The following is a 24,831-nucleotide window of genomic DNA, read 5'->3' as shown; positions in this document are numbered from 1 at the left end:
TTTGTTGCAGTTACTCGTATCTTAATGATTTTACAGGTCGCGCTTGTGCGGCTACTAGCGTTAACGAGCCGACCGTTAGCCAAGCAATTACAAACGCTAAACTTGCTGCAATCAAAAATGGTACGATTGAAAGGTCAATACGATAGACAAAGTTGTTTAACCACTGCTGCATCACAAAGTACGCAAGCGGCCACGCTATCAGGTTTGCAATCAGCACTTGCTTTGAGAATTCCTTGTTGATCAATATCACGATATCCATCACGGAAGCACCAAGCACTTTACGTACCCCAATCTCTTTGGTGCGCCTTTTTGTGGTAAAAGAAGCAAGACCAAATAAGCCTAAACAAGCAATGAAAATCGCCAGCATAGAAAACAAATTAAACACAATGATTTCTTTGTCTTCCTGGCGATACATCTGCTCAAATTTAGTTTGTAGATAAGTCAGTTCCATTTCTTGTTCTGGTACTAGCTTGCGCCAAGTGGCCTCTATAAAGTCGCGAGTTTGCGCTGTATCACCTTGGAATTTAATCGCCATCGAATTGCCTTCATGCTCTCTTAGCAAGTGATACGTTGGGCTTATCTCTGTTTTAAGTGAAGAAAAATAGTAGTTTTGCGTCACCCCGATAATAGTCGCCATAGCGCTTGAATGCCGAGTTAATCGTACTTCAAATGTTTTACCAACAGCCTCATCAGCACTAAATCCTAAACTCTGCGCCGCCTTTTCATTAATCACAACCGAAAAACGCGGATTTGGCTCAGCCGCACTCGGCATCGCGAACTTATCGGCAGGAAAATCGCGACTAAACCCTCGGCCACTCAGTAGCTTAATGTTGTAGCTGCTAAAATAATCTTCATCTACTGCCAATGTCGGCATGGTTTGCGACAATTGTGTTTTTGGATTAACCATCCCAAATGCATCGACAATGGTCTCTGTTGGTACCGCCGAACTTGCCGTCACGCTAACAATATTTGGGTGAGAGAGCAACTGTGTTTTTAATGCGCTACGCTGTTGACTGGCGATGTCTGTATAAAGACGGCTCAGCACACTTGATAAAATATTCGTACCATTTTTTACCACAAAACCTCATGGTTCAAGAATTGGACTTGCACTCAGCCAACAAATTATCCATCACCACAAAGGGCGGATCAGCGCGACTTCTGAAGCAGGAAAAGGGAGCTGCTTTAGTGTATTGCTGTAAGATAAATAACTAAAAAATGGAGCCAACTCATTCACCATATCGTGTTGAACTAGCTATAAACTTAGATTTCTATTTAGAACAATTCTTGATATTATCGCAACTCGTTGGGGAGTAGCCTGCTTCCAATGCTCGGAAGAGTCCGTATCAACATAATTGGCCACACGCCATGGTGCGGACACCTCTCGGTTGGCGAGACCATCGATATATCCATACCTGTGGTCGGGCGTGTGGATATGTCGTGGACTCAAATCGCCCGACCGGAGCAATGTAAATGAATTTCGTCACCCTGCTACTGTTAGCATACGCCATGTCTACCGATGCGTTTGCCGCGGCAATCGGTAAAGGCGCCAGCCTAAAATCACCTCGGCTTACCGAAGCCATAAAAATCGGCCTTATTTTTGGGATTATTGAAGCCAGTACACCGCTGATTGGCTGGTTAATAGGACAATCTGCTGCAGACTATGTCGAGGCTTGGGATCACTGGATTGCCTTTATCTTACTGTTAGGGCTTGGCGCTCATATGATTTATGAGAGCCTTAAGGGTGATGACGATGCGCCAACTCAACACGCTAAACAACCTTGGTTAAAAACCATTATCACAGCGTTTGGCACCAGTATTGATGCAATGGCTGTCGGTGTCAGTCTCGCATTTGTTGATGTGAATATATGGCTCGCCGCTGCGCTCATCGGCCTTGCCACCACCATGATGGTAACGATTGGTGTGATGATTGGGCACTCGGCAGGAAAGTTTCTTGGTAGTCGAGCTGAAACCTTTGGTGGGGTGATCTTAATCTGTGTGGGAACTTGGTTGCTATATAGCCACCTTTCGATTTAATCTAACCCGCAAGAAGAGCGGTATATTTACCGCTCGCTTACTTATCCCTTTACGTTAGGGCTAATGGCTTTTAAGCCTTTTTAATCGCTTTTTTCAGCTTTTTGATTTTCGCTTCATGCTTTTCAATCTTTGCTTTACGCGCTTTCAGCTCTTTTTTAAGCGCTTTAACATCACTTTTCTTCGCCATAACTGATCTCCTTTGGTTGTTTTGCGAACACCTACTACCATAGCAAAGTGACTGACAATATCAAACTGAACCTGCGCTACTGCGTTGCCAGCCATCTAAGAGTGGTAATTTTGACCAAATACTATTTTGTATAACTAAATATTAGTAAATAAATAGAGTAAGTTGATATTATAAAATACTAACCATTTGTTTTATATAATATTTAATATTGGCTTGGTTGTTGCACCCCTAACCACAAATCAAGAGAACGGAACCAACCATATGTCTGTACCATTAAAAGATAGACCTCTCGAATCCGTCAGGGAAGAGGTGATTGACCAGTTAATTCTAAATTACAGCCACGGTGAGCTTTCAGCAGATGCATTCGAGAGACGACTAGATCAAGCATATAACCTGAACGAGCAAGAACAAATTGCAGCACTTAGTGCTGATTTACCGCTCAAGTCGGATGCAAGATATCACAGCGAAAAAGCCGCTCGTTTGGGTCCAAAATTTACCTCAAACGTAGATGGCTCTGAGGTAATAAGCATTACCTCTATACTTAGTTCCAACCATCGCAGTGGCGAGTGGGTCGTACCTAAAGAGATCCACCTAAAAAACTACCTTGGCAGCTTGGAATTAGATTTTAGCAACGCAATTTTTAGTCACCCTGAAGTACATATTTATATAGATTGCATTTTAGGCAGTGACGAAATCTTTGTACCAGACACAGTCGACGTCGTCACCGATATTCGTAATATTATGGGTTCAGTAGAAAACACAAGAAATACGCTTGCATCTGCAGGACAGGTGAAACAGCGTCCACGAATTTATATTCACGGCAGAATGATTTTGGGTAGCATTGAAGTTAGTGTAAAACGCTCGATGAAAGCGCAAATAAAGCAATTTGCCGACGGCCTTAAATCCCTATTTGGTGACGGCACGAAATCCAAAAGCTAAAGCTTTATAAAAAACCCCTGGCATCAAGTTCAGGGGTTTTTTATTATCCGAATAGCAGAGTAAACTTTTTACTTCTCTACCGGAAAGCCTCTATCACGCATTAGCGCCTCAACTTCAGCGTCACGGCCTCTAAACTTGCGATATGCTTCAGCAGGATCCATTGAGTTGCGAACTGAGAATAGGTAATCTACCAAACGCTGTGCTACGTCTTTGTCGTAGAAGCCACCTGGCGCTTCAGCAAACGCTTCTGCTGCATCAGAGGTCAATACCTCAGCCCATAGGTAACCGTAGTAACCCGCTGAATAACCTTCACCTGAGAATACATGTCCAAAGTGAGTAGTGCGATGACGCATCACGACCTCGTCCGGCATGCCTAGCGCACCTAACTGAGACTTTTCGAATGCAACAGGGTCACCAATTTTGTCTGGATCTGTGGTATGGAAAAGCATATCCATGATAGCCGATCCAAGGTACTCAGTCGTCGCGAACCCTTGGTTAAAGGTTGCTGACTTCTTGATTTTCTCGACTAGTGCTTTAGGCATAGGTTTGCCTGTTTTATAGTGAACTAGGTAACGATTGATCACTTCATCAGTCGCCAACCAACGCTCCAATAACTGAGATTGAAACTCAGTGTAGTCGCGCACGCCAGAGTTTGAACTTGGATACTTCACGTTTGATGAAAGCGCATGCAGCGCGTGACCAAACTCGTGGAAATAGGTTTCTGCATCTGACCAAGAAATTAAGGTCGCTTCACCTTCTGGTGCTTTCACAAAGTTGGAGTTGTTTGAGCTAAGCACATTTGTTTTACCATCAAATGTTGTATGGCTACGATATGATAAGGCCCACGCACCAGAGCGTTTACCTTTACGTGCGAACGGGTCTAAATACCAAAGGCCGATATTATCACCGGTGGTTTTGTCTGTTACTTCCCATACACGAACGTCAGGGTGGAACACTGGTACTGAGCCCTTAGGCACTTCGGTGAACTCAAAGTTAAACAAACGGCCTGCAACATAGAACATCGCTTCACGCAAATTGTCTAGCTGTAAATAGGCTTTAACTTCGTTTGAATCCAATTGATATTTTGCTTGGCGAACCTTCTCGGCGTAGAAACGGTAGTCCCACGGCTTAATGGTGATATTAGCGCCTTCTTTATCGGCAATCGCTTGCATGTCAGCAACTTCTTCTTTCACGCGCGCAATTGCAGCTGGCCACACTTTCTTCATCAGCGCCATCGCGTTTTCAGGCTTCTTCGCCATTCGATCTTCAAGACGCCACTGCGCGTAATTATCGTAGCCTAGTAAGTTAACGCGCTCATGTCTAAGCTTTAGGATGTCAGAGATAATCGCTTTGTTGTCGTACTCATCGCCGTTGTTGCCGCGGTTATAGTAGTTGTTCCATACTTTCTCGCGTAACTCACGCTCTGTTGAGTAGGTTAAAAATGGATCCATTGACGAGCGAGAGTTGGTGATCGCGTACATATCCGCCTTGCCGCGTGCTTTTGCAGCGGCCGCTGCCGACGCAACAAACGACTCAGGCAAACCTGACAACTGGTCTTTAGTGAGGTAAACCACATAGTTTTCTTCATCCGCAAGTACGTTGTTTGCAAATTTAGTATGTAGCTTCGATAGCTCAAGATTAATGTCTGCGTAGCGCTTAGCGTCATCACCTTTTAACGTCGCACCATTGCGGGCAAAGCTGTTATAACGCATCCAAGTAATGCGCTGCTCTTCCGCCGTTAGCTTTTTATATTCAGCACCTTCGTATACTGCTTTTACTCGTTCAAAAAGTGGTTGGTTTTGGGTGATTTTAGAACTGAACTCTGAAAACTTAGGCACAACTCGCGATTGGATTTCTCTAAACTCTGGGCTTGAAATGTTTGCACTCCAAAGGCCGTAGTAGGTAAAAACACGATCCAAAGCAGCCCCAGCTCTTTCTAAAGCAACAATTGTATTCTCAAAAGTTGGCTTCGCGGGGTTATTGGCAATTGCTTCAATTTCTTTCAAATTATCAGCCATACCGATTTCAAGAGCGGCTTCTAAATCCTCAAGTTTCATCTTGTCAAAGTGAGGAACGCCTTGATATGGTCCTGAAAACTCCTGCAAAAGCACGTTATCATATTGCTTACTTTGAAGTGATTTTACTGGTTCTTGAATTTGCTCTGCAGTGCCAGCACAACCCGCAAGGGCTAAACATACAGCAGCGCTTAATAATGTAATGGAAGGTTTGAACATATTGTTTCATCGCTTGTTGTTATCGTGGGTAAGATATTACGGATCGTCTCTAAAAGTGCAATCGCTTTGCGGGAGAAACTAGGTTCTCTGCGATAGAGCAGAAAAGCTTGAGTTCATAGTAGCTTAAAGATACTAAGACTACAGTATGTGGAGTTTTTTCATGGGTTGTTACAATTTACCTTGAAAATTTAACTAAAATCAGCCAAGTTAGTAAAAAACTGATCTGTGGGGAAAATAATGGAAGTTGGCATTTTCATCTATGACGGTGCGGAGTGTTTAGATTTTTGTGGTCCGTTTGAGGTATTCAACACCGCAAAGCGATTTATCGAAACCCCGATTAACGTCAGCCTTGTCGCACCAAGTCATGTGCCAGTAACCTCGCGTGGCGGCATGAGTGTAAACCCCCATTACAGTATCTACTCACATCCAAAATTTGATTTGCTCATCGTTGTCGGCGGAATTCATCACCAAATTTGCAATGATCACAACGTACTTAATTGGCTTGCAGAAACAGCGAATCATACCTCTCAGTGCGCATCAGTTTGTACAGGTGTGTTCTTATATGCCGAAGCAGGCCTCATTGATGGCAAGCGAGTTACCACCCATTGGCAGGATATCGACGATTTGAGAGAGCAATATCCCTCTCTAGAAGTCGTTGAAGACGTAAGGTTTATTATGGATCAAAATTTTACTAGCTCAGCGGGTATTTCAGCAGGTATCGATATGAGTTTAGAGCTGGTGAAAAAACGCTTTGGGCAATCTGTTGCAGGAAAAACAGCAACCCAAATGGATTATGACTGGCCCAGAATTTAATAATGGTAAATAAGGTCATTGTTGAACTAAGACCTCACTCACTTTAGCCGTTGTTGATATCTGCGAACTCTAGCTCACTCACGCGCTTTTTCGCAAATACTACGACTTTATCGTATTCACTTTGCGCCTGCTCCAAGTATGATTTACATTGCCCAGCTTGGTGTTCTCGCGCATAAGTCTCTATTTTATCGAACAAATCAAAGAGTCCTTCTGCAGCTAAATCCCCAGCTTGACCTTTAAGTGCATGGCTATATCTTGCTGATGCGTCACAATTACTATTTTTAATACTTAATCTGAGCTGTTGCATTTGATTTTCAGAGTCATTCAAGAACAAGGTGTACATCTTTTTAAGTAATTCTTCATTTCCAGAAAGGCGCTCGAGTACATCAGCTTCATTTATCGGCAGGCTCGTTTGTACTTCTGCCACGCTCTCAAACGGGTGAATAAGCACAGAATCATCATCTTTAGCATGCACACCTAGCGTATCTAGCACTTCAAATAACCGCTCGATGACCACAGGTTTAGTTACAAACTCATCCATTCCCACATTTAGGCAACGCTCTTTTTCACCAGCAAGAGCGCTGGCTGTCATCGCAATAACGATCACATCTTTGTACTTATCACCACCTTGACCCTGACGAATTGCTCTTGTGGCTTGATAACCATCCATTCCTGGCATATTACAGTCCATAAAGATAGCATCAAAATCAACCTCTTGATGCTCAAATAACAGTAGTTTATTCACCGCGTCTTGGCCATCAACGGCAAAACTCACCTTAGCCCCTTGTCCTTCCAAAATGCCTTTTGCCACAATCCGGTTGATTTGATTATCGTCCACAACCAAGAAGTGACAGCCTGCGACCAAGTTACCGCTTAACGCGACTGTCTCACCCGATTTCTTCAAGCTAGGCTGTAATCTAATTGCTTTGTTTAAGTCAAATAGCGCGACAAACTCTCCAATCCGAAGAGGTGAAGAGATATGCACAATGTTATCGGAGTCGTTAATATGCTGAAGCTCATCCCCTACCAAAATTAGTTTCTCAAACTGATTTTGAGCCGATTTCACTTGCATATAATCTTGCTTGTTTGTAATGATGCATATATCACTCTTTGCTCCTTTATCAACGTATTCACCACCACATTTGACAATGAGTTTGGCGATAGTGTCTGACTCTAGTTTTGTTTTGCTGAACACAGAGACTGTTTTACCTGCCAACACTTCAGGCACGTTGATAGGCTTAGTTTGCACACTGGAAAATGGTAATTCAAACCAAAACTTGCTGCCTTTAAACTTTTCACTCTCAAAATGAATATGGCCGAGCATTTTTTCAACTAACTGCTTGCAAATGGAGAGTCCAAGGCCTGTACCACCAAACTCGTTTGAGGTGTTAATGGATTCTTGGCTAAACGATTGAAATAGCTTGTTTTGATTAGCCTTTTCAATTCCCACTCCAGTGTCCTCCACAATAACTTTAAGCCATACCGTGTCGTCAAGTTGCTCAGTAGTGACAGTCAATTTCACATGTCCTTTTTTGGTAAATTTAATCGCGTTACTGAGAAGGTTATAAATTATTTGTTTAACGCGCGCCGCATCACCGCACAGTTCAATGTGTTCTAAACCGGTTTGGTCTAAAATATAAGTGATATCCTGTTCCTTGGCCTTTGCCGACATAGAAAGCGCGACATGCTCAATGACAGAGAGCGGGTTGAATGGTTCATTATCAATGTCTAGCTTGCCCGCTTCTATCTTCGACAGATCCAGTACATCGTTAATTAACGACAAGAGCGTAGTCGAGCTCGTTTCCATCATTTCTAAGTACTTATGCTGGAGCTTAGAAACTGGCTCTTTTCTCACCAAATTAAGTGACCCTAAAATCCCATTGAGAGGCGTTCTCATTTCATGGCTAATAGTGGATATAAACGCGCTTTTTACTTCTGACGCTTTAGCGGCTTTATCTCGCGCATCCACCAGCTCTTTAGTACGCTCTTTCACTTCTTGCTCGAGTCGCTCATTGGCACCAACTAACTGCGCTTCCGCTTCTTTCTTGGCTGTGATGTCTTCAACAAATAATGCCACCCCCTGAATGCGTCCACTTCGTGCGTAAATTGGCGATAAGCTAAGTGAAAGCCAAATATTTTCACGTGCATTCAAGTCTAGTTGTAATGGCTTAGATTCCACCACTTCGCCCTGTAAAACCATATTGGCGTAGTGAAATAAAAACTGATGCACAGCTTCTGGCAGAAACTGTGGGTTGCTACCTAAGCGACTGTTATTTAATTGCTTAAAAAAGCGCTGTGCTGACTCATTAAAGCTGGTGAGCTTTAAATTATCATCAAAACCCAATACGCCGTCAGACGCACCATCCAAAATTGCTTTGAACTCTGCTCGCGTAGAATCAAGGGTGCGCAAGCTACTAGTATATTGCCAAAACGCAAAAAAGATTAAGGCAAAGACACTACTAGCAACGGCTAGCAAAACATAGGTCGTTAATCGTTTTTCATTAAGGCTTTGCTGATAAGCAGTAAAGGGAATGAGATTAACCAGCTTAGCCTCTAAGTTATTAAAGTTGGCCCCTTCAACCTTACTAATTAACGCTAAAAACTGTTCACCCGTTTGCTTATCTTCTACCAGCTGGATTTTACTGGACCATGGAGTAACGCGATACAGAGTATTAAAGCTGATTTCTGGGTTTAGATCCTTGCTATATCGTAGCGAAAACTCTGGATGATAAATAAACGAATCATCTGCACCTAAGAACATCACTTTTTGTATATCCGGCGCTCGAGAGACGATTCTGTCCATCATTTTTTCGGCATCAGTATTGATGATCAGTATACCAAAAAGGTCGTTATCTATATCGTAAGTCGGTAAAGTAAAACGTTTGGTTGGTTGAAAAGGCGTGACAATTTGTCCGTGTTCTCGATTCAAATTAATGGTTGTGGAATAGATAGTGCGCTCTGGAAGTTGCAGTGCTCGAACGTAATAGTCGTGCTTACTTTTGTCTTGTAATTTGCTATCAGGAACCGTGATCACTTGGCCTAACTGCCGCTCAACTCTAACCATTTCCATCCCTGTATGGGCATCAATTAGGCGGATCTGATTAATGCCATCATAGGAATATAGTATTGACCTAAAAATCGTGCTTAGTCGTGCCCGCCAGACATCAAGCTGAGTGTTTTCTTGAGGGTCAATACCATCGTTTTTTTCGGCTCTGGCGATGCCCTGAATTGGTGGGGTGTCTAGTAGAAAATAAAGAAACCGGCGATTGTCGTCGATCTCTCCCAAATAAATACTATTTTGTGCCGTATAAACCTGCTCTAACCGCTGGTAAAAGCTCTCGTTAAGGTCGCGATGGATACTATTTTCAAAATATAAGATAGCACTCACCATCACAGCGAGCATAAGTACAATAGCGCCCTTAGCAATATTGGAAGAAGACACATTTTCTCCTTGGACAGTGGCCTGACTGTTAGGCATAAAGACCTAAAATGCGTTTGCACTTAAGTACAAATGACAACTACCAGCAAACGCATTATTAAATCTAGTCCAAATAGAAACAAAGACAAAGACAAAGATTACTTAACCTGAACTCAGGATAAGAAGTTAGGTTACTTATAACGTGATGCCGCTCCGGTTATGAAAACGCTGATAGTCAATGCTTGGCCCTTCTGGTACGACTTGGGTGGGATTGATCATCGTATGGCTAAAGTAGTAGTGCCTTTTAATGTGATAAAAATCAACCGTATCTGCAATACCTTGATGTTGATATAAGTCACGCACATACGCAGAAATATTGCGGTAATCTTCGATTTGCTTAATGTTGCACTTAAAGTGGCCATGATACACGCTGTCGAAACGGATGAGAGTCGTAAATAATCGCCAGTCGGCTTCCGTTAATTGTCCTTTCACAAGATAACGTTGCGCAGCCAGTCTGGTTTCGAGCTTATCCAACGCTTTAAATAACGCGGTTACCGCACTATGATAAGCATCTTGCGTTGTCGCAAATCCGGCCTTATATACGCCATTGTTAATATTGTGATAAACAAATTCGTTTATTTCATCGATTTCATGCTGTAGTACCTCTGGATAATAGTCAGTCTCGTTTCCCGTTACCTGGTTAAACGCACTATTAAACATACGAATGATTTCACTCGATTCGTTGCTAACGATTTGCTCCGTTTGTTTATCCCAAAGGACGGGGACCGTAACTCGGCCCGAATAACTTGGGTCGTTTTTAGTATACAGCTGATGCATAAAGCTTAGCTGATACAGGCCATCACCGACTTCTGGACGCTGACTTGTAAAGCGCCAACCTTGATCTAACATATCCGGGTCAACTATCGACACGTCGATATGCGCCTCCAATTGTTTGAGCTTTCGGAAAATGAGCGTTCTATGTGCCCAAGGACATGCAAGGGAAACATATAAATGATAGCGTCCGGACTCGGCTTTAAAACCCGCTTTACCCGTTGGCCCCGCACTGCCGTCTTCTGTTACCCAGTTTCTTAATTTTGCAGACTCACGCTCAAATTTGCCTTGGCTGCTTTTTGTGTCATACCACTTATCGTGCCATTGACCATCTATTAATAACCCCATGTAAACCCCCTATACAATATCGCCGAAGCGGCCTTGTTGATAATCTCTTACCGCTTGATGAAGCTCCTCTTGAGTATTCATCACAAATGGCCCCATATGCGCTATTTTTTCATTAATTGGCTGCCCTGCAAGGACCAAAAAGCCGACATCATCCGTCGCTAAGAGATCAAGGTCTTGGCTTGGGTCAAGCTCAAGCAACGTTTGCTCCCCATAGTTTTCAAGCCGGCCCGAATGAATGTAGATCATCACCTTGCCAAACTGCTCCAGTTCAAGATGCAATCGACTTCCCGCAGTTAAAGTCACATCTGCAAGTGCGCCCTCGCCCGCAAGTGACTGTAATGACGATGTAAGTACTTCGCCTGCCACTTGCCACGTGCCAGCCAATGCCTTGAAATAACCGACCTTTCCTATCACTATTTGTGGCGCAGGATGCTCGGTTGTATCTTGATATCTAGGCGCACGCATTTTGTCTTTTGCTGGCATATTTAACCAAATTTGAAAGCCATGCATGCCCTCGGCGTCGCTAAGCGGCATTTCTGAATGCACTACACCACGCCCGGTACTCATCCACTGCACATCACCGCTGCGAATGGCTTTGACATTACCCATTTGATCTCTATGCTCAAAGCCGCCTTTACGAATATAGGTAAAGGTTTCAATGCCTCGGTGTGGGTGCGGCGGGAAGCCAGCCATAAAGTCACTGCGATTATCTGATTTCAATTCATCAATCATGAGATAAGGATCTAAACTCTTGCCGTCAAATCCAGCGATGCGGTTAATATTTACGCCAGCACCATCTTGTGTTGCCTGTGCTTTGTTAATTCGAATAATTTTCATAATGCCTCTCGGTTTAGCTTGAACTTGGGATAATAAGTTCAGCTCAATTATTTAATGGATAGCCTACCAAACCTATGCGAGAATAAAATTAGTCAAACTTGTCCATTTCGTTCGATTAAATCGAATGATTATTCCGTTCTATTACAGTGCTTAGTCACACTGGTCAGAATAGTCTTTATTATTTCCTGCATCTAACAATTTTTAACAGTATTTACACAATTATCTGACAAGCTTGTGGAGCTACAAACTAACCCTTAATAGGAGCAAAGGATGAGGTCCCTAAGTTTATTGTTTGCGCTGGCACTACTTGCGGCGTGTAGTTCAACAAGTCCGGTAAGCGTAAATACGGTTGCAGGTCCCCCAACGAATCTTACGGTTGAGATCACAGATGTGACCAATACCGACGGTCAAATGTTAGTACTGTTATTTGACAACAGCGCGGACTACCACAGCGATAAAAATGTGAATGATCCTGACGCTCACTTTTTTCGCAAGCTGATTGTCACACCGCAAACTCCTACCACTACGGTCACTTTTGAAGGCGTGCCTGCGGGACAGTATGCGATCCACGTAATTCATGACGAAGATGGTGATGGTGGCATGGATAGAATGATCTTCCCATTTACCGGCATGCCAAGTGAGCCTTACGCACTGTCGAATAACATTCACGATAGCTTTTCAAAAGGCGATTTTGAAGAGGCTTTGTTTACTGTAAAGGCCCCTGACACTAAGATCCAACTTGCCCTCTCTACGCATTTATCGAAAATGACAGGGCTGTAATGCTTGAATACTCACAGGTGTTGCTACACCTGTGAGTTATCTTTTCAAGTCCTGACATTTGTCATTTTATTTCCTGACAACCCTCACTCACGCTTCACCTTAAAGCCGCGCATACTGCAACTCGTACAGTTCAGTAGGAGCGAAGACCTTGAGCAACGCCATTGAGTTATCAAATATCAGTTTTGCATACAACAATACTAAGCCAATATTAGCAGACCTAAATCTTACGCTTGAACAGGGTAAGATATATTCCATTCTTGGTCCAAATGGCGCAGGAAAAACCACCCTGATCAATATAATGCTTGGCAGACTAAGACCCACTTCAGGACGAGTTTCCGTTCTTGGCCATCAGCCAGAGTCTGACTTTTGCCGCCAGCGCGTGGGTGCCATGATGCAGTTAGGCGGGCTACCTCTGCAAACCAAAGTGAGAGAGTTTCTGGCGTTATTTGCAAGTTACCATCAAACCCCAATTCCATTGGAGAAGTTAATTTCACTCTGCCAATTAGCACCATTTTTAGAACAAACCTTTGATACGTTATCTGGAGGCCAGAAGCAACGACTGTTTATGGCAATTGCGCTAGCAGGCAACCCCGATATTGTTTTTTTGGATGAACCCAGTGTTGGTATGGATGTAGAGTCAAGACAGCAATTGTGGCAGGCCATACGCACGTTAAAACAACAAAATAAAACGGTACTCCTTACTACACATTATCTTCACGAGGCAGAAGCATTAGCAGATGAATTGTTAGTTTTAAAAGAAGGAAAATGTACCAAGCTTAACGACATACCTGAGCTTGCCAACACCTATCGTCGCTCACAAATCAAGTTCACCAGCAACCTGTCTGCAGCTGCACTGGTTAACGCACTTCCCATGATAGACCTGAATGTTAAAGGCGATCAGTTCACTATCTTGACGGACGAGCCAAACCATATTTTGAAGCAGTTATTAGAGAAATTTTCTATCCGCAATTTATATGTAGCCCCAATGAGCCTCGAAGAAGCTTATTTATCCCTGATGAATGTTAGGAGCGCTTAGCCATGATAAACACTGCATCTTTTATACTTGAAAGCAAAACTGAACTCTTGAGCACATTTAGAAGTAAGGGGTTTGTGATCCCAGCAACGCTATTTCCTTGCTTGTTTTATCTTTTCTTCGGCGTGTTGTTCAGTCATCATGACTCCCATAACTATATGTATATCAATTATCTGATATTTGGCATGATAGGGCCTGCGCTATTTTCCTTTGGCGTTAACGTCGCCCTTGAAAAACAAAATGGTTGGCTGATACTCAAGCAGCTCTCTCCCGTTTCTCCCTATCAGTATTTGCTCGCAAAATGTGTGAGTGCGACGGCTTTTTCATTGCTCGTAGCCTGTCTAATGAGCTTGCTGGCATTATTTTCCGGCGTATCTTTAAGCTTAGGTCAATGGTTACTCGTGATTGCAATTGCCCTGCTCGGCACCTTGCCTTTGTGTATGTTAGGGCTGTTAGTTGGGCTGTCAGTGTCTGCAAAAGCGGCACCTGCAGTGGTTAATTTAGTTTACCTACCACTCTCATTGCTTTCTGGCCTGTGGCTACCTATCACGCTATTTCCTGAAGCAATGCAATGGTTTGCTTGGCTGTTGCCAACTTTCCATATTTCCCAGTTGGCGCTTTCGACCATTGATGCCACCTTGGGCTTTCCAATTTACCTCCATGTGGCCGTCCTAATTACACAAACGCTTGCATTATTCTTTGTCGCGCAAATTAAATTTAAGAAGGCTTAATACAGTTGGTATAGCACCACAACCACAAGCGCACAGTCCCAACCCTGTGCGCTTTATTTTTATCAGTAAGTTATTACCTACCATCATTTCACTTACTATCAATACTGAATTTTATCGCAGCCAATATAAAAATGACTGATAACCCTACTCGACCAAATCAAGACTGGATTCGCTCTAGGTGATGAGCCGTTGAAAGAAAGTATACGTTCGCTTTAAAATAACCAAATAAGTAAAAATATCACATATCATTCTATTAAAAAGAGCAAAACCTATCCAAATAAGTTCGCTTCCAATAGATAGTCAATAACAGCCCGTGTCCTAGATGGAATTTGTTTACGTGATGGATAAACCATGGAGTGCTATCAGTTTAGGACTTGCATAGAGCTTAAAACATTCTTGATGTAATTGCCTTGCAACCAGTGCGCTGTCTTTAGGAAAGCCAACCCTGATGGCGAGATCTATTTGGTCGTTAATAATATCGCGCTTGTCATCATCAACGATGATATTTAATTGGATCTTCGGATATCGCGCCGTGAGCTCAGGCTGTGTTGGTAACAAAAATTTATGTGCGGTGTCGTGTGTCATGGTTATTGAGACCATACCATGAGGCTCTTTGTTATCGAGCAATACCTCAACATCATCCAAAATAGCATGCTGAGAAATGGATGGTATAACGAAAACCACACTGATTTAGTGCCTTGTATTTACAGCGGTTCATGCTATTACCTCAATCGCGCCACAAGTTCAGATCAACGGTGCTGCTCGTACAGACTACGCGCTGGCTGCTGCAACCGTATTAAGTAGCTCAGGCCATAACAACTCGGTTTATGAGCTGGCTGGCGATAATACATTTACAATTGAAGGTTTGGCACAAGCGGTGTCAAAGCACACGCAAGTTGAAGTAAAAGCAAAGTTTGTATCTGACGAAGCGTATATGATCTACTTGGTTGCTCTAGGTGTGCCAACAGCTTTTGCCGCATTATTGGTTGACGCTGAGGCACAAGCGCAAAAAGAATTTTTTGCGATCCAGAGTAATGCACTCAGTCGGTTGATTGGTCGCCCGACCACAACGGTGACCCATTCGCTAGCAGCAAATTAAGCATATTTCACCGCTGACGTAGTACACGAGCTCTGGCTTGTGTACTTTTTTCACTCAATCTTACCTTCTAAGGTTGATATCAATAAGTTTCGGCTCACTAGAAAGCCACAAATACTCACCACGACTAAAAAGATACCGTACATAGAGCCGATATACACCCAGTCGCTTTGGCCAAACCAAAGGCTTGCACGAGTACCATCATTCACTAATAAGATGTTAACAAGAGACAGTGTGATCACGCTGCGAAAATAAATCGGTTTATCCATATGGCTCGCAAATGCTGCGATAATGAGGGAAAACAGGCATAAGTAGAAGCCTATAACGGAAAACGCACCAGGTTGCATACTTGGATAAAATGCGACGAGAGAAAGGAGTACCGCAGCCCAACCGGTAGTTTTGTATATCATTATCAAGTCCTTTGAAAATGTTAAAAAGTGTTTGTTATGTAAACAGGCTGGAGTATGAGGTAATACTCGTAATTACGCAACTAAATGGTGATAAATATTGGCTGATATGACCTTTATTCCTTAGTTTTAAACCTATCAGATTGCCTTTGATTTTAAACCTAAGTCTAAAGCATTAAGTGAAAATTTAATTAATGCATTCTCAAGATGATAGCGCAGCTGAAACTCTTGTCTTTAACTGCGGTACTACGTCTTTTTCAAACCAATCGTGCTTTTTTAACCAGATCTGATTACGAGGGCTTGGATGAGGTAATGGCAAATGACTTTGACTGGAAAAGTCAGCATTTTTTACCATCTCAGTTACTGATGAATATTGCGTTAAGTAGCATTTTTGCGCGTATTGCCCAATAAGTAGTGTCAGCGATACGTGGCTGAGTGTAGCTAGCACCTGAGAATGCCACGTTGGCGCGCAGATTTTAGGTGGTGGTAAATCTCCAGATTTCCCTTTACCAGGGTAACAAAACGCCATTGGCATAATGGCAAATAGTTCAGGGTTATAAAACTGTATTCGACTTACACCCAGCCAGTCTCGCAATCTTTCTCCACTTGGGTCATTAAACGGCTGGCAGGTTTGATGTGCTTTTAAACCCGGCGCTTGACCTATAATTAAGACTTTAGCCCTATAACTGCCTTGAATGATAGGTTTTGCCTCCATGGGAAGCGCTTTATCGCAAAGCTTGCACTGCCTAACACGTTCAAAAATATCCATCTTCCCTTACTTATTTTGCCCAACGACACCGAGGGTCATTATGGCATAGCCACATTCAAAACCCCATTTAACCAACAGAACTTAAAGTGCTTAGTCGTTAAACCGACTCCACTCAACTTAAAACAAGTGCGAATCACTATCATTTAGATGCAAATTATTGGATAATATTCTATTACGTTTGCTGTCTTTTGAAGGGGTGCTATGCCTAGTCGGGATAACACAAATAATAAGGCTATTTTATATAGAACTGAAGTGCTAGCACGCTTTTTTATCGCTATTTTCGGCGGCTATTACGTGACTGTTTTAGCTTCATCTTTATTGGCTTTAATTTTACCTACTCCGCGCCTAGATGCGCTGTTATATGCATTAACAACTGGCATCGTCTTTTACGCCATTGTCTTTATTTGGGTGTTTGGATGCCGCTCTTTTAAAAAGGTATTTCTTGGCATGATCGGACTACTTTGTATTCTTTACGGTACTTTGACGCATTTTGGAGGCTCCCTGTGAGAGAGTCATTTTTCCGTAGTATGACTTGGCTACACACTTGGGTTGGTTTACTCGTTTGTTGGTTGCTGTTTTTAATCTTTTTTGCCGGTACTGCGAGCTTTTTCAGACATGAGATCAGTCTGTGGGCGCAACCTGCAACGCACCATCTTCCTCATTACGATAGTACTCAACAAAATGAAACAGTCAAAAAGAGTATCGAACGATTTCAAGATATAGCGCCAAACGCAGAGTCTTGGCGTATTGAAATGCCGACGGAGCGTCGCCCAAGCCTGCTATTAATGTATTCCGAAAAGCCAGCCGAAGGAGAAAGGCGCGGAAAACGTCACTCTGAGTATCTTGACCCAGTAACGCTGGAGGCACTTCCTGAGTTTAGGGAGACTAGAGGCGGTAACTTTTTTTACCGTCTGCATTTTGACTTGCATTACATGAACGCAATCACCGCGCGTTGGATTGTCTGTTTTGCAACTCTGTTTATGCTGATTGCACTTATCTCTGGCGTGGTGATCCATAAGCGCATTTTCAAAGACCTATTCCAATTTAGAAACGGGAAGGGGCTGAGAAGTTGGCTAGACGCCCACAATCTCTCGTCAGTGGTGGCTTTACCGTTTCATATTATGATCACTTATACTGGCTTAGTAACGCTTATCTTTATGTTGTTACCACAACCTGCCGAGCAGCGCTTTGAAGATACAAAAACGCTTAGAGCTGAACGCTACCCATTTCTTGCTGCGATCCCTGAAACAGCACAGCCACTAACGGATCTAGCATTAAATACAGCGTTAGATCATTATTTTACTAACTCTGGTGACGCACCGCTTCGCCGCATTGTGATCTCATCGCCAGGGGATACAAGCGCAACGATTAAGCTTTATGCCAATGCGCAACGTGCTATACAAGATGATCCGCCTAGCTGGATGTACAGCGCGGCATCAGGAGAGTTGTTAAAAACACACAATGTGACACTTTCTGGCGCTGAAAATCTTTACGGCGGAATGATAGCACTACACACAGGGCGGTTAGCAGAGCCGCTTTTGCGTTGGTTATACTTTGTTGCTGGATTAGCAGGATGTGCCATGATTGCAACGGGTGCGGTTATGTGGGCAAAAAGACTGCGCCAAAAGCTCAAAGGTGATGACAAGCCGGGTGTAGGCCTTAGGCTTGTGGAGTCGCTCAATTTAGGCACCATTATGGGTCTGCCAGCCGCAACGGCGATGTTCTTTTATGCAAACCGGTTGCTTCCAATGGAATTAGCGGGACGTGCAGACAAAGAAGTTCTAGCGTTCTTTGTCACTTGGGGAGTATTCACCCTAGCCGCTCTATTTAAGTCGGATAGGCTGGCGTGGCTGCTATCTGCAAGAGTAAATGCAATCGTGTGGGGCTTACTGCCTGTCGTAAACATGCTAACCACTGATGGCAGCCTTGTGAGCTATTTCATTAATGGTCAGTGGGTATTATTTGGTTTTGATGTGATGGCTATTGGTATCGCGTTCGGTTTCTTGGTTCAAGCCAAAAAGCTCGGCAGTACCAAAGCAGCGCCAGTGACACCACGTCGCCAAGCAAAACGCGAGGTAAATGCCTAATGGAATGGCTAACGTTTTTACTTTGTCTGCTTGCGTTTATGGGTTTTGCAGTAGCAAAACCCAATCACTATAAAGAAGTATTTGGTACACGCCCAAAAGGTAACGTAACAAGTCAATTAACCATTGCCGGCTGGCTTTGCCTTGGCAGCAGTTTAGCACTGGCTCTTAAGACTCAAGGAACCTATGGTAGCTTAGAGTTTATTGGTTATATGACCTTAGCGGTACTACTCCTTGTCGTTACCTTTGCAACTAAACCAAGTTATTTCAGATCACTATTTTACCTAGTCATTACCGGTTTGCTACTCAGTACGCTGTATTGGATCATATTTTAACTAAGGCGCCACTAATGGCGCCTTTTTTAGATCACAATTTTACTAACATTCCTTTGTTAACTCTTTGAAACCACATCATTTAGCATAAAATATCAGCAATAATGACGCAATACACCGCAAATTTACTAACTCAAACTAAGATAAGTTAGTAAAACCGTGATCTAATGAGCCCAATTAGCTTAATCAGTTAGTAAAAATATGATCTGATAGTCTTGTTTTCGGACTAGCTTAGTAAAATCCTGATCTAAGCGCCAAAGGAATACTATTGGTTAGTTAAATTCTGATCCAGAAAACGAGAAGAGTAACTCAGCTCTGCTCCGAGCTTAAGTTTTATCTTACCTTCAAGGTCTATAGCGCTCTATGCTGCGCTAAAAAGTCACGGGTCAGTTCGTTGGCTTGAATAATTTCTTCTGGTGACATTTTTCCCTCGAGATCTCTGATAGTCCACTCAACTCTGCCAAATACCTCACTGTTACTCACCACTTCTACAAAAAAGTAAGCAAAAGCGAGAGACTTAACATAATCCTGCCCACCAGTTTGTGGATCTAAGTGTTGAAAGCCAGAGATAAGCTTTAGCATCGAACTCTCACCACCTTGAAGTGCGACCTTGTGCGCTAAGCGATACTTAGTCGTGATAAATGCTTGTCGACGCGAAACTTGTTCATCTCTTGGGACATCTTTTAACTTCAGCTCATCAACCAGCTCAACGTCGCCCAGTAGCCAAAGCAAAGACACCGCTTTATCTGAGCCCTTTTCAGCAGCTTCTATCAACATGTCAACATAAGGGCCATCGCGATCTGCGATGCCTAAGCACATTTTAAATTTTCTATGCATACTATCTATGATTTCATAGTACTCATCATTAGCATGCGCTCGCTCAGCCCAAGTATCGAGTTCGCTCTGCGTTTTAGGCACTCTTCTGCATATTCTTATGTTGTTTGCATTTTGAAATAGACGCTCACGATCTAAATGATCCGATTGGGTTATGACTTCATTACATACAGTTTTCTTGCTCGCATAAGCTTCTATTATGGAAGGTTTTTTAACGACATTAATATCGTTACTTGCCGGTATTTTATGAGTATTTTCGTACAAGCTCAGAGAAAATAGAATGCAAAGGCTAATAAAAATGACTATTACAGCTAACTTTTTCAATCAACAACCACTCCCAACTCTTCATGATTTACACAGAGATATAATTAGGTGAACCAGAATTAACTACTTACTGCTATCCAACAATAACTCGTGCTATATTCTTTCGACAAAAAGCTTTTCATAAAAAAACAGCCAAACTAAGTTACTGATAATAAACAATGTAAGTAACTCATGATACCCCATTAAATATAAAGTTCTTATAAAACAAAAGGATTATGTATGCAGAGTGTACCTTTAAAAGTAAGTAATAGCTTTGCTCTAGCACTTCTTCTTACAGCTTCATTTGCTCAAGCTCAAAATGAATTACCACAGTCTTATTTCAACCTCTCTGAAATTGGACAATTTGAAAAAGTTTTACATGCAGAGAAAAAACCAAATGGAGAGCATGAAATAGTATTAGCCGACACAATCGACAATTCTAATTATGTGACTTTCTTAGTCAAAAAAGATGATCGTTTTATCGTTAATCAAAGAATGTTACTTGGTGCAGCTACAAGTAAACATGCACTTGTTACTGTAAATAACACTGCGTCTCAGTTTTTAGTCTTGGCAGCAGAAAATCGATTATTAGTTATTGATACTAATAGTAAAACTCTTGTTAATTCGACTGAAATATCAACATCTCCCATTGTTTCTTTGCAAAAATCGCCTTGGAAACAAAGCGAGGTGTTGATTACAACAGCAAGTTCAATATACGCAGTATCCATCGACAGTAATACCGAAGTTCGAAAACTATCTGATGTTGGTGGTAGCATGCTCGCAGGTAGCTTTACTGCTGATAATCGTAAACAGATATTGCTGTCCACAGGATCTATCTATGAGCTCATCGCGGAACAGTTAACGGTGGTGGGTAATGCCAATGCAAATGTATTATCTGGCAAAAACTTCTTAAAGACTTTAGATGAAAATAAGGACGGTATTCACGAAATCTTAATGCAAAATGACGCTGATTCTCAAGTTGAGATCTTTGATAGTATTTCTCAACGAGTTGAAGCTATTTTCGGACTGCCAGATGAGCACCGAATAGTCCATCCAATAAATCAAACAGAAACTGATAAGTTGATAACTTGGTCATCGCACACAAGAGGCCTCGAACGGCAGTTTGAGCGATACCGATACTGTGTTAGAGACTTAAAAAGAAATGCTCCCGCAGCAAAATGCTATCGCTTCGATCATGACCTTACATACGTCCATCGTTTTATAACCTACTATGGAGACATCACTTTCGATGGTAAAGTAGATTTGATTTATACTACTGAATTTAACCGTCAAAACATTATTTTTGATACTCATGTCGCTTCACAGCAAGCCATGTTACCAGAATATGATGTTCGCTGTATGCATTCTCAGCAGAATATGGTTGAGGATGTCAACAACGATCAAGCGCAATTATCTTGCCACTCCAAAACGCTTTTTGAAAGTGCAATGAGCGGGGGAACTTACACCAAGAACATGAGAACCAAAATCAGCTTACAAAACAGCGATACACTCTCAAGGTATACGTATGATTCTGAATTTGCCGAGTACCTCACAAGCAAAAAGTTTGAATTTTATGATGACTTCAACAACGATGGAAAGCTAGATAAACTCTTCTATACGTATTTGCTACTCGACAAATATCCTCATCGCTTCATTGTTACCACTCAAGAAGAAGCCAATGAAAACAGTCTAGATAGTGCTACTCTCCCTCTAGAATTTCATGTCGAACCACTTAAAAAGCTTGTCTACGCAAGAACGATAGAGAGCCATCTATTGCATGGGTTATATGTTCAAGTGCAGGATTCTACATGGTATTACCAATTTGATTCAGAATTTCAGCAAATTGGTGACGGGTCATATGTCGACATAGCATCTGCAGCATACCATGAAGAAATTGGCACTTATGCCTTAACGAAAGATGGTGCCATTCTTGTGATCAATACAAGCGAAACTCCACTTCCAATCACAACAGTGTGTGAAGGTGATGTGCCGGTCGGGTTACACCAAAGTGGCCCACATTCACTGATCTATTCTTGCAGTACAAAGTTCGGCCAGCTTGATACATTTTCTCAGCAAATAGATTGGGAAATCAATGGGGTTGCCAATAACGGCTATGTTAATACTTCGGTAGTGAACGATAGTAAGTTTTTGGTGACATCTGGATCCGCTCCCCAAGTGTTTGAAATCGCAAAAGGCCTGCCAAATCAGGAAGTAATACCGCCACTCGACTATAGAGTTCATATTAGTGAACAATTATCTATTACGCTACCAGAAAAACATGAAAATACCTCCTACGCTTTCACAAATTACACCCGTCATGGGGAGCTAAGCTCAATAGATCCTGCACCTAGCCAGCGCTTTTTATATCAGCCACAGTCTCTTGGCCATGAATACTTAGAATATAGTGCAACGCAAGGAGAGTGGGAAGTCGCAAAAGGGGACATCAACATTGAAGTCTACAATGCCCAACCACAAGTAAACAATATTGAAGTGGCTACTCACTGGAATAAGCCTTTAAAGATTACATTACCTGCAAAAGACGAAGATTCAACATCTTTAAGCTATTCCTTGCTAAATAAAGAAAATATCGAAGGGCTCACATGGCTTGATAGAGAAGCCGGGATTTTACTATTTACACCCACATCTTGTTGCGGTGACGTCCATATACAATACAAAGTAAATGATGGTTATGTGGACTCTGAAACTGGCATTGTATCGATTAAACTCACCAACAGCACACCAACCGCCGAGAACTTGGCGTTTGATGCTGTACTAAATGAGCTGACAACAATTAAACTTGATGGTAACGATGCTGACTCAGACCTACTCATTTACACTGTGAGTAACCCAAATAAGCTTGCAAATTTCATTCTTGATAGCCAAACAGGGGTTGTAAAATTTACAGCGAATGAAAGTACACCACAAAAATTCCACTTTGAGTACTTTGTATCTGATGGTTTCGCGAACTCAGAAACTAAGATGGTTGAAATCAGTGTGAAAAATCAGCCAAAAACACCACCAGAGAAAGATTCTGGCAACATGAATATGCTTTTACTTATTTTTCTCCTAGGGACCTTCGTCCTGAGATCCCCAAAGCGCTTGTTAATCTTTAAAAGAGGTTAACTCTAAGGTAGGAGCTCATTGAGCTCCTACCATTTTACTCACCTTTATTCCAATCCAGCTGCATATCCCATACATATCGGTGCTCTGGCTCTAGAGGCTGTTGAGAATCATCGACTTGTTCAAGCACATTACGCGCTTTTACTATGGTGGCGTCACGACCGAATAGGTAACTTTGCTCTTTGACAATGGTCAAGTAGGCTTTATTCAGTGCCAGCGCACGTGGTTTTGATGGTGTGATCAATTCATAAAGGTTTTTCGCAGACTGCACTTTTTTGCTGTTTACCGTGCCATCTTCGTTAAACCAGCGCATAAGCATCTCTTGGTTTTGCCTAAACTCATCACCGCCGCCAACACGCATCATATAGGTCAAGAATTCGCCCCGCTCTTCGCCTTTGTTAGGTACGTCTTGCATCTCTTTTAAATTGATATAACCCCAACCCAGTTTGCCTTCAACTTTACGCGCAAACGAGAAGGTTTGGTCATAGGTTGAGCCAATGGTTTTGTGACAACCATTACAGAAAGCAAGCTCTTGCTCATGTTGCGGACGAAGTGCACCATTTTTGTCTTCAATATAACCGTTAATCGTCCAACCGAAGTTGTTATTGATCCCTTGGTCGCCCAAATAAAGCGTTTGTGGGTAATTTTCGAATGACTTTTCTTTCGCTTCTCTGTAATAAGCAGCACCGAGTGATTGCTTGGATTTAAAGTTGTGCTTCTTCATGTAGCGCACTTCTTTCATTCTTGGCGCATTAAATACTTGGCCATTATCATCCACTCCAATATACCGAACGGTGTGTAAGAATTCAGTGTCTTGTGGATATAACTGATGAGCAAGCTCGATAGTATTGGCATCACCAAGGTAACGTTCACTGCGCAGCATGCTGGTGATCTGTGTGAGTTTGCCATCACCATTTAAATCTACGCCAACTCGCGATTCAGAAATCACTGGCGTTGATATTTCGTCAAGCCCCTTTACAGCCATTTCAACCAGACTTAAGTTGGCAAGATAGACGTCCTGATTATACGTTTCGCCCTTTTCTCTGAAGGCGTCAGCAAGGCGGATCATGACATCCCCCGTCGAGCCATTGGTTGGCCAAAAAGTACTAGGAAAAGGCTTATAATTGAATGCCACCCAGCCACTGCCGTCTTTTGCTATACCCAGGTCATCGAAGGCTTTTTCTGGATATGCCAAGTTGTTAAGCGGGGTGATCTCACCTTTCCAATCAGGGTTATTTTTTAGTTTTTCGATGAAAGGGCTGTAATTATCTTGGTTGATCCAGTTAGTAATATCTTGATCTGAGATACCTTTGATAAGCTCAGAACGATCTTTAAATAAATTTTTCCAGTGGTTTTTAAATCCAAGATCGGAAAACTCATAGGCGCCTTGTAAATTGGCATCGCGCATCATATTTGGTCGGTTTTTTTCATCATATGACTGATGGCAAGCATAGCAAGGGTTATTCACGCCATCCGTTTTGGTGTAACACTGAGGTGGGATCACTGACTCGGGGTTATAGACTTCATTGTGCTGCATAAACGCGGTCGCAGGAATGTCATCACCCTGTTTATAAGGTGCTGTAGTTTGCGCCGACATAAGTGCGGTATTGGTTAGCCCTTGAGTCTGTTCATCATTACAACCAAACAAGGCTACGCTCGTCAATGCCACTAGAGTTAGGCTAACGTATTTCATTTTTATGA

Annotated in this window: 22 protein-coding genes and 1 riboswitch; of the genes, 12 read left to right on the top strand and 10 right to left on the bottom strand. The window is 42.5% G+C overall.

The annotated features are described in order from the left end of the window. Positions 1-10 precede the first annotated feature (10 nt). Positions 11-1,078, bottom strand: coding sequence for an ABC transporter permease (locus tag B1L02_RS21220; RefSeq protein ID WP_223192174.1), 1,068 nt, complete (start codon positions 1,076-1,078; stop codon positions 11-13). On the opposite strand from B1L02_RS21220, the gene B1L02_RS21215 reads away from it, so the two are divergent. From B1L02_RS21215 to B1L02_RS21205, 3 genes are all read left to right on the top strand, one after another. Next, positions 1,056-1,199 (top strand): ATP-binding protein, encoded by a 144-nt coding sequence (locus B1L02_RS21215; RefSeq protein WP_223192206.1) that lies wholly within the window; start codon positions 1,056-1,058, stop codon positions 1,197-1,199. The genes B1L02_RS21220 and B1L02_RS21215 overlap by 23 nt on opposite strands. 94 nt (positions 1,200-1,293) lie before the next feature. Further along, positions 1,294-1,436: riboswitch (yybP-ykoY riboswitch) on the top strand. Positions 1,437-1,470: 34 nt separating this feature from the next. After that, positions 1,471-2,034 (top strand): manganese efflux pump MntP family protein, encoded by a 564-nt coding sequence (locus B1L02_RS21210; RefSeq protein WP_088532746.1) that lies wholly within the window; start codon positions 1,471-1,473, stop codon positions 2,032-2,034. A 448-nt stretch (positions 2,035-2,482) separates the two neighbouring features. Continuing rightward, the gene (locus tag B1L02_RS21205; RefSeq protein ID WP_088532745.1) at positions 2,483-3,160 is read left to right on the top strand and encodes a LiaF domain-containing protein; all 678 of its coding nucleotides are present in this window, start codon (positions 2,483-2,485) and stop codon (positions 3,158-3,160) included. A 68-nt stretch (positions 3,161-3,228) separates the two neighbouring features. Here B1L02_RS21205 and B1L02_RS21200 read toward each other — a convergent pair whose 3' ends face one another. Continuing rightward, positions 3,229-5,394, bottom strand: coding sequence for a M3 family metallopeptidase (locus B1L02_RS21200; RefSeq protein WP_088532744.1), 2,166 nt, complete (start codon positions 5,392-5,394; stop codon positions 3,229-3,231). Between the two features lie 237 nt (positions 5,395-5,631). Between B1L02_RS21200 and B1L02_RS21195 the strand changes: the two genes are divergently transcribed. Then, positions 5,632-6,207, top strand: coding sequence for a DJ-1/PfpI family protein (locus B1L02_RS21195; RefSeq protein ID WP_088532743.1), 576 nt, complete (start codon positions 5,632-5,634; stop codon positions 6,205-6,207). Between the two features lie 43 nt (positions 6,208-6,250). Here the strand turns inward: B1L02_RS21195 and B1L02_RS21190 are convergent, their stop codons facing one another. From B1L02_RS21190 to B1L02_RS21180, 3 genes are all read right to left on the bottom strand, one after another. Then, complete coding sequence (locus B1L02_RS21190; RefSeq protein ID WP_088532742.1) at positions 6,251-9,649, bottom strand: ATP-binding protein; 3,399 nt, start codon at positions 9,647-9,649, stop codon at positions 6,251-6,253. 171 nt (positions 9,650-9,820) lie between these two features. Beyond that, positions 9,821-10,804, bottom strand: a complete 984-nt coding sequence (locus B1L02_RS21185; protein WP_088532741.1) for a glutathione S-transferase family protein — start codon at positions 10,802-10,804, stop codon at positions 9,821-9,823. Positions 10,805-10,813: 9 nt separating this feature from the next. Next, positions 10,814-11,641: a pirin family protein gene (locus B1L02_RS21180; protein WP_088532740.1), complete on the bottom strand. Its 828-nt coding sequence runs from the start codon at positions 11,639-11,641 to the stop codon at positions 10,814-10,816. A gap of 270 nt (positions 11,642-11,911) precedes the next feature. Between B1L02_RS21180 and B1L02_RS21175 the strand changes: the two genes are divergently transcribed. The 3 genes from B1L02_RS21175 (at position 11,912) to B1L02_RS21165 (ending at position 14,185) form a co-directional block, all read left to right on the top strand. Next, on the top strand, positions 11,912-12,421 hold the full coding sequence (locus tag B1L02_RS21175; protein ID WP_010376030.1) for a DUF2141 domain-containing protein: 510 nt from the start codon (positions 11,912-11,914) through the stop codon (positions 12,419-12,421). 148 nt (positions 12,422-12,569) lie between these two features. Beyond that, the gene (locus B1L02_RS21170) at positions 12,570-13,457 is read left to right on the top strand and encodes an ABC transporter ATP-binding protein (RefSeq protein WP_088532739.1); all 888 of its coding nucleotides are present in this window, start codon (positions 12,570-12,572) and stop codon (positions 13,455-13,457) included. A 2-nt stretch (positions 13,458-13,459) separates the two neighbouring features. Beyond that, positions 13,460-14,185, top strand: a complete 726-nt coding sequence (locus B1L02_RS21165; protein ID WP_088532738.1) for an ABC transporter permease — start codon at positions 13,460-13,462, stop codon at positions 14,183-14,185. 333 nt (positions 14,186-14,518) lie between these two features. Here B1L02_RS21165 and B1L02_RS21160 read toward each other — a convergent pair whose 3' ends face one another. Then, positions 14,519-14,869 carry a LysR substrate-binding domain-containing protein gene (locus B1L02_RS21160; RefSeq protein WP_223192175.1) on the bottom strand — a complete coding sequence of 117 codons (351 nt, stop codon included), beginning with the start codon at positions 14,867-14,869 and terminating at the stop codon, positions 14,519-14,521. Between the two features lie 193 nt (positions 14,870-15,062). Here B1L02_RS21160 and B1L02_RS24775 point away from each other — a divergent pair, with 193 nt between their 5' ends. After that, entirely contained in the window at positions 15,063-15,284 is a 222-nt protein-coding gene (locus B1L02_RS24775) for a hypothetical protein (RefSeq protein WP_223192176.1), read from the top strand. A 50-nt stretch (positions 15,285-15,334) separates the two neighbouring features. Here the strand turns inward: B1L02_RS24775 and B1L02_RS21150 are convergent, their stop codons facing one another. Beyond that, on the bottom strand, positions 15,335-15,691 hold the full coding sequence (locus B1L02_RS21150) for a hypothetical protein (protein WP_088532737.1): 357 nt from the start codon (positions 15,689-15,691) through the stop codon (positions 15,335-15,337). Between the two features lie 199 nt (positions 15,692-15,890). Next, complete coding sequence (locus tag B1L02_RS21145) at positions 15,891-16,457, bottom strand: uracil-DNA glycosylase family protein (protein ID WP_088532736.1); 567 nt, start codon at positions 16,455-16,457, stop codon at positions 15,891-15,893. A 201-nt stretch (positions 16,458-16,658) separates the two neighbouring features. Here B1L02_RS21145 and B1L02_RS21140 point away from each other — a divergent pair, with 201 nt between their 5' ends. From B1L02_RS21140 to B1L02_RS21130, 3 genes are read left to right on the top strand one after another with little or no spacing between them, the layout of a single operon-like run. Further along, complete coding sequence (locus B1L02_RS21140; protein WP_088532735.1) at positions 16,659-16,964, top strand: hypothetical protein; 306 nt, start codon at positions 16,659-16,661, stop codon at positions 16,962-16,964. Next, positions 16,961-18,544 (top strand): PepSY-associated TM helix domain-containing protein, encoded by a 1,584-nt coding sequence (locus B1L02_RS21135; protein ID WP_088532734.1) that lies wholly within the window; start codon positions 16,961-16,963, stop codon positions 18,542-18,544. Before B1L02_RS21140 ends, B1L02_RS21135 begins: the two co-directional genes overlap by 4 nt. Continuing rightward, positions 18,544-18,876: a DUF3325 domain-containing protein gene (locus B1L02_RS21130; protein WP_088532733.1), complete on the top strand. Its 333-nt coding sequence runs from the start codon at positions 18,544-18,546 to the stop codon at positions 18,874-18,876. The genes B1L02_RS21135 and B1L02_RS21130 overlap by 1 nt, the downstream gene beginning before the upstream one ends. Positions 18,877-19,224: 348 nt before the next feature. On the opposite strand, the gene B1L02_RS21125 is transcribed toward B1L02_RS21130, so the two are convergent. Beyond that, entirely contained in the window at positions 19,225-19,791 is a 567-nt protein-coding gene (locus tag B1L02_RS21125; RefSeq protein ID WP_088532732.1) for a hypothetical protein, read from the bottom strand. Positions 19,792-20,250: 459 nt separating this feature from the next. Between B1L02_RS21125 and B1L02_RS21120 the strand changes: the two genes are divergently transcribed. After that, the gene (locus tag B1L02_RS21120; protein ID WP_088532731.1) at positions 20,251-23,133 is read left to right on the top strand and encodes a hypothetical protein; all 2,883 of its coding nucleotides are present in this window, start codon (positions 20,251-20,253) and stop codon (positions 23,131-23,133) included. Between the two features lie 34 nt (positions 23,134-23,167). Here B1L02_RS21120 and B1L02_RS21115 read toward each other — a convergent pair whose 3' ends face one another. Next, positions 23,168-24,823 (bottom strand): hypothetical protein, encoded by a 1,656-nt coding sequence (locus B1L02_RS21115; protein WP_088532730.1) that lies wholly within the window; start codon positions 24,821-24,823, stop codon positions 23,168-23,170. Positions 24,824-24,831 lie beyond the last annotated feature (8 nt).

Source organism: Pseudoalteromonas piscicida, from assembly GCF_002208135.1.
Lineage (GTDB): Bacteria > Pseudomonadota > Gammaproteobacteria > Enterobacterales > Alteromonadaceae > Pseudoalteromonas > Pseudoalteromonas piscicida_A.
The sequence above is the reverse complement of the archived record's forward strand: the minus strand, read 5'-3'. Positions and strand labels throughout refer to the sequence as shown.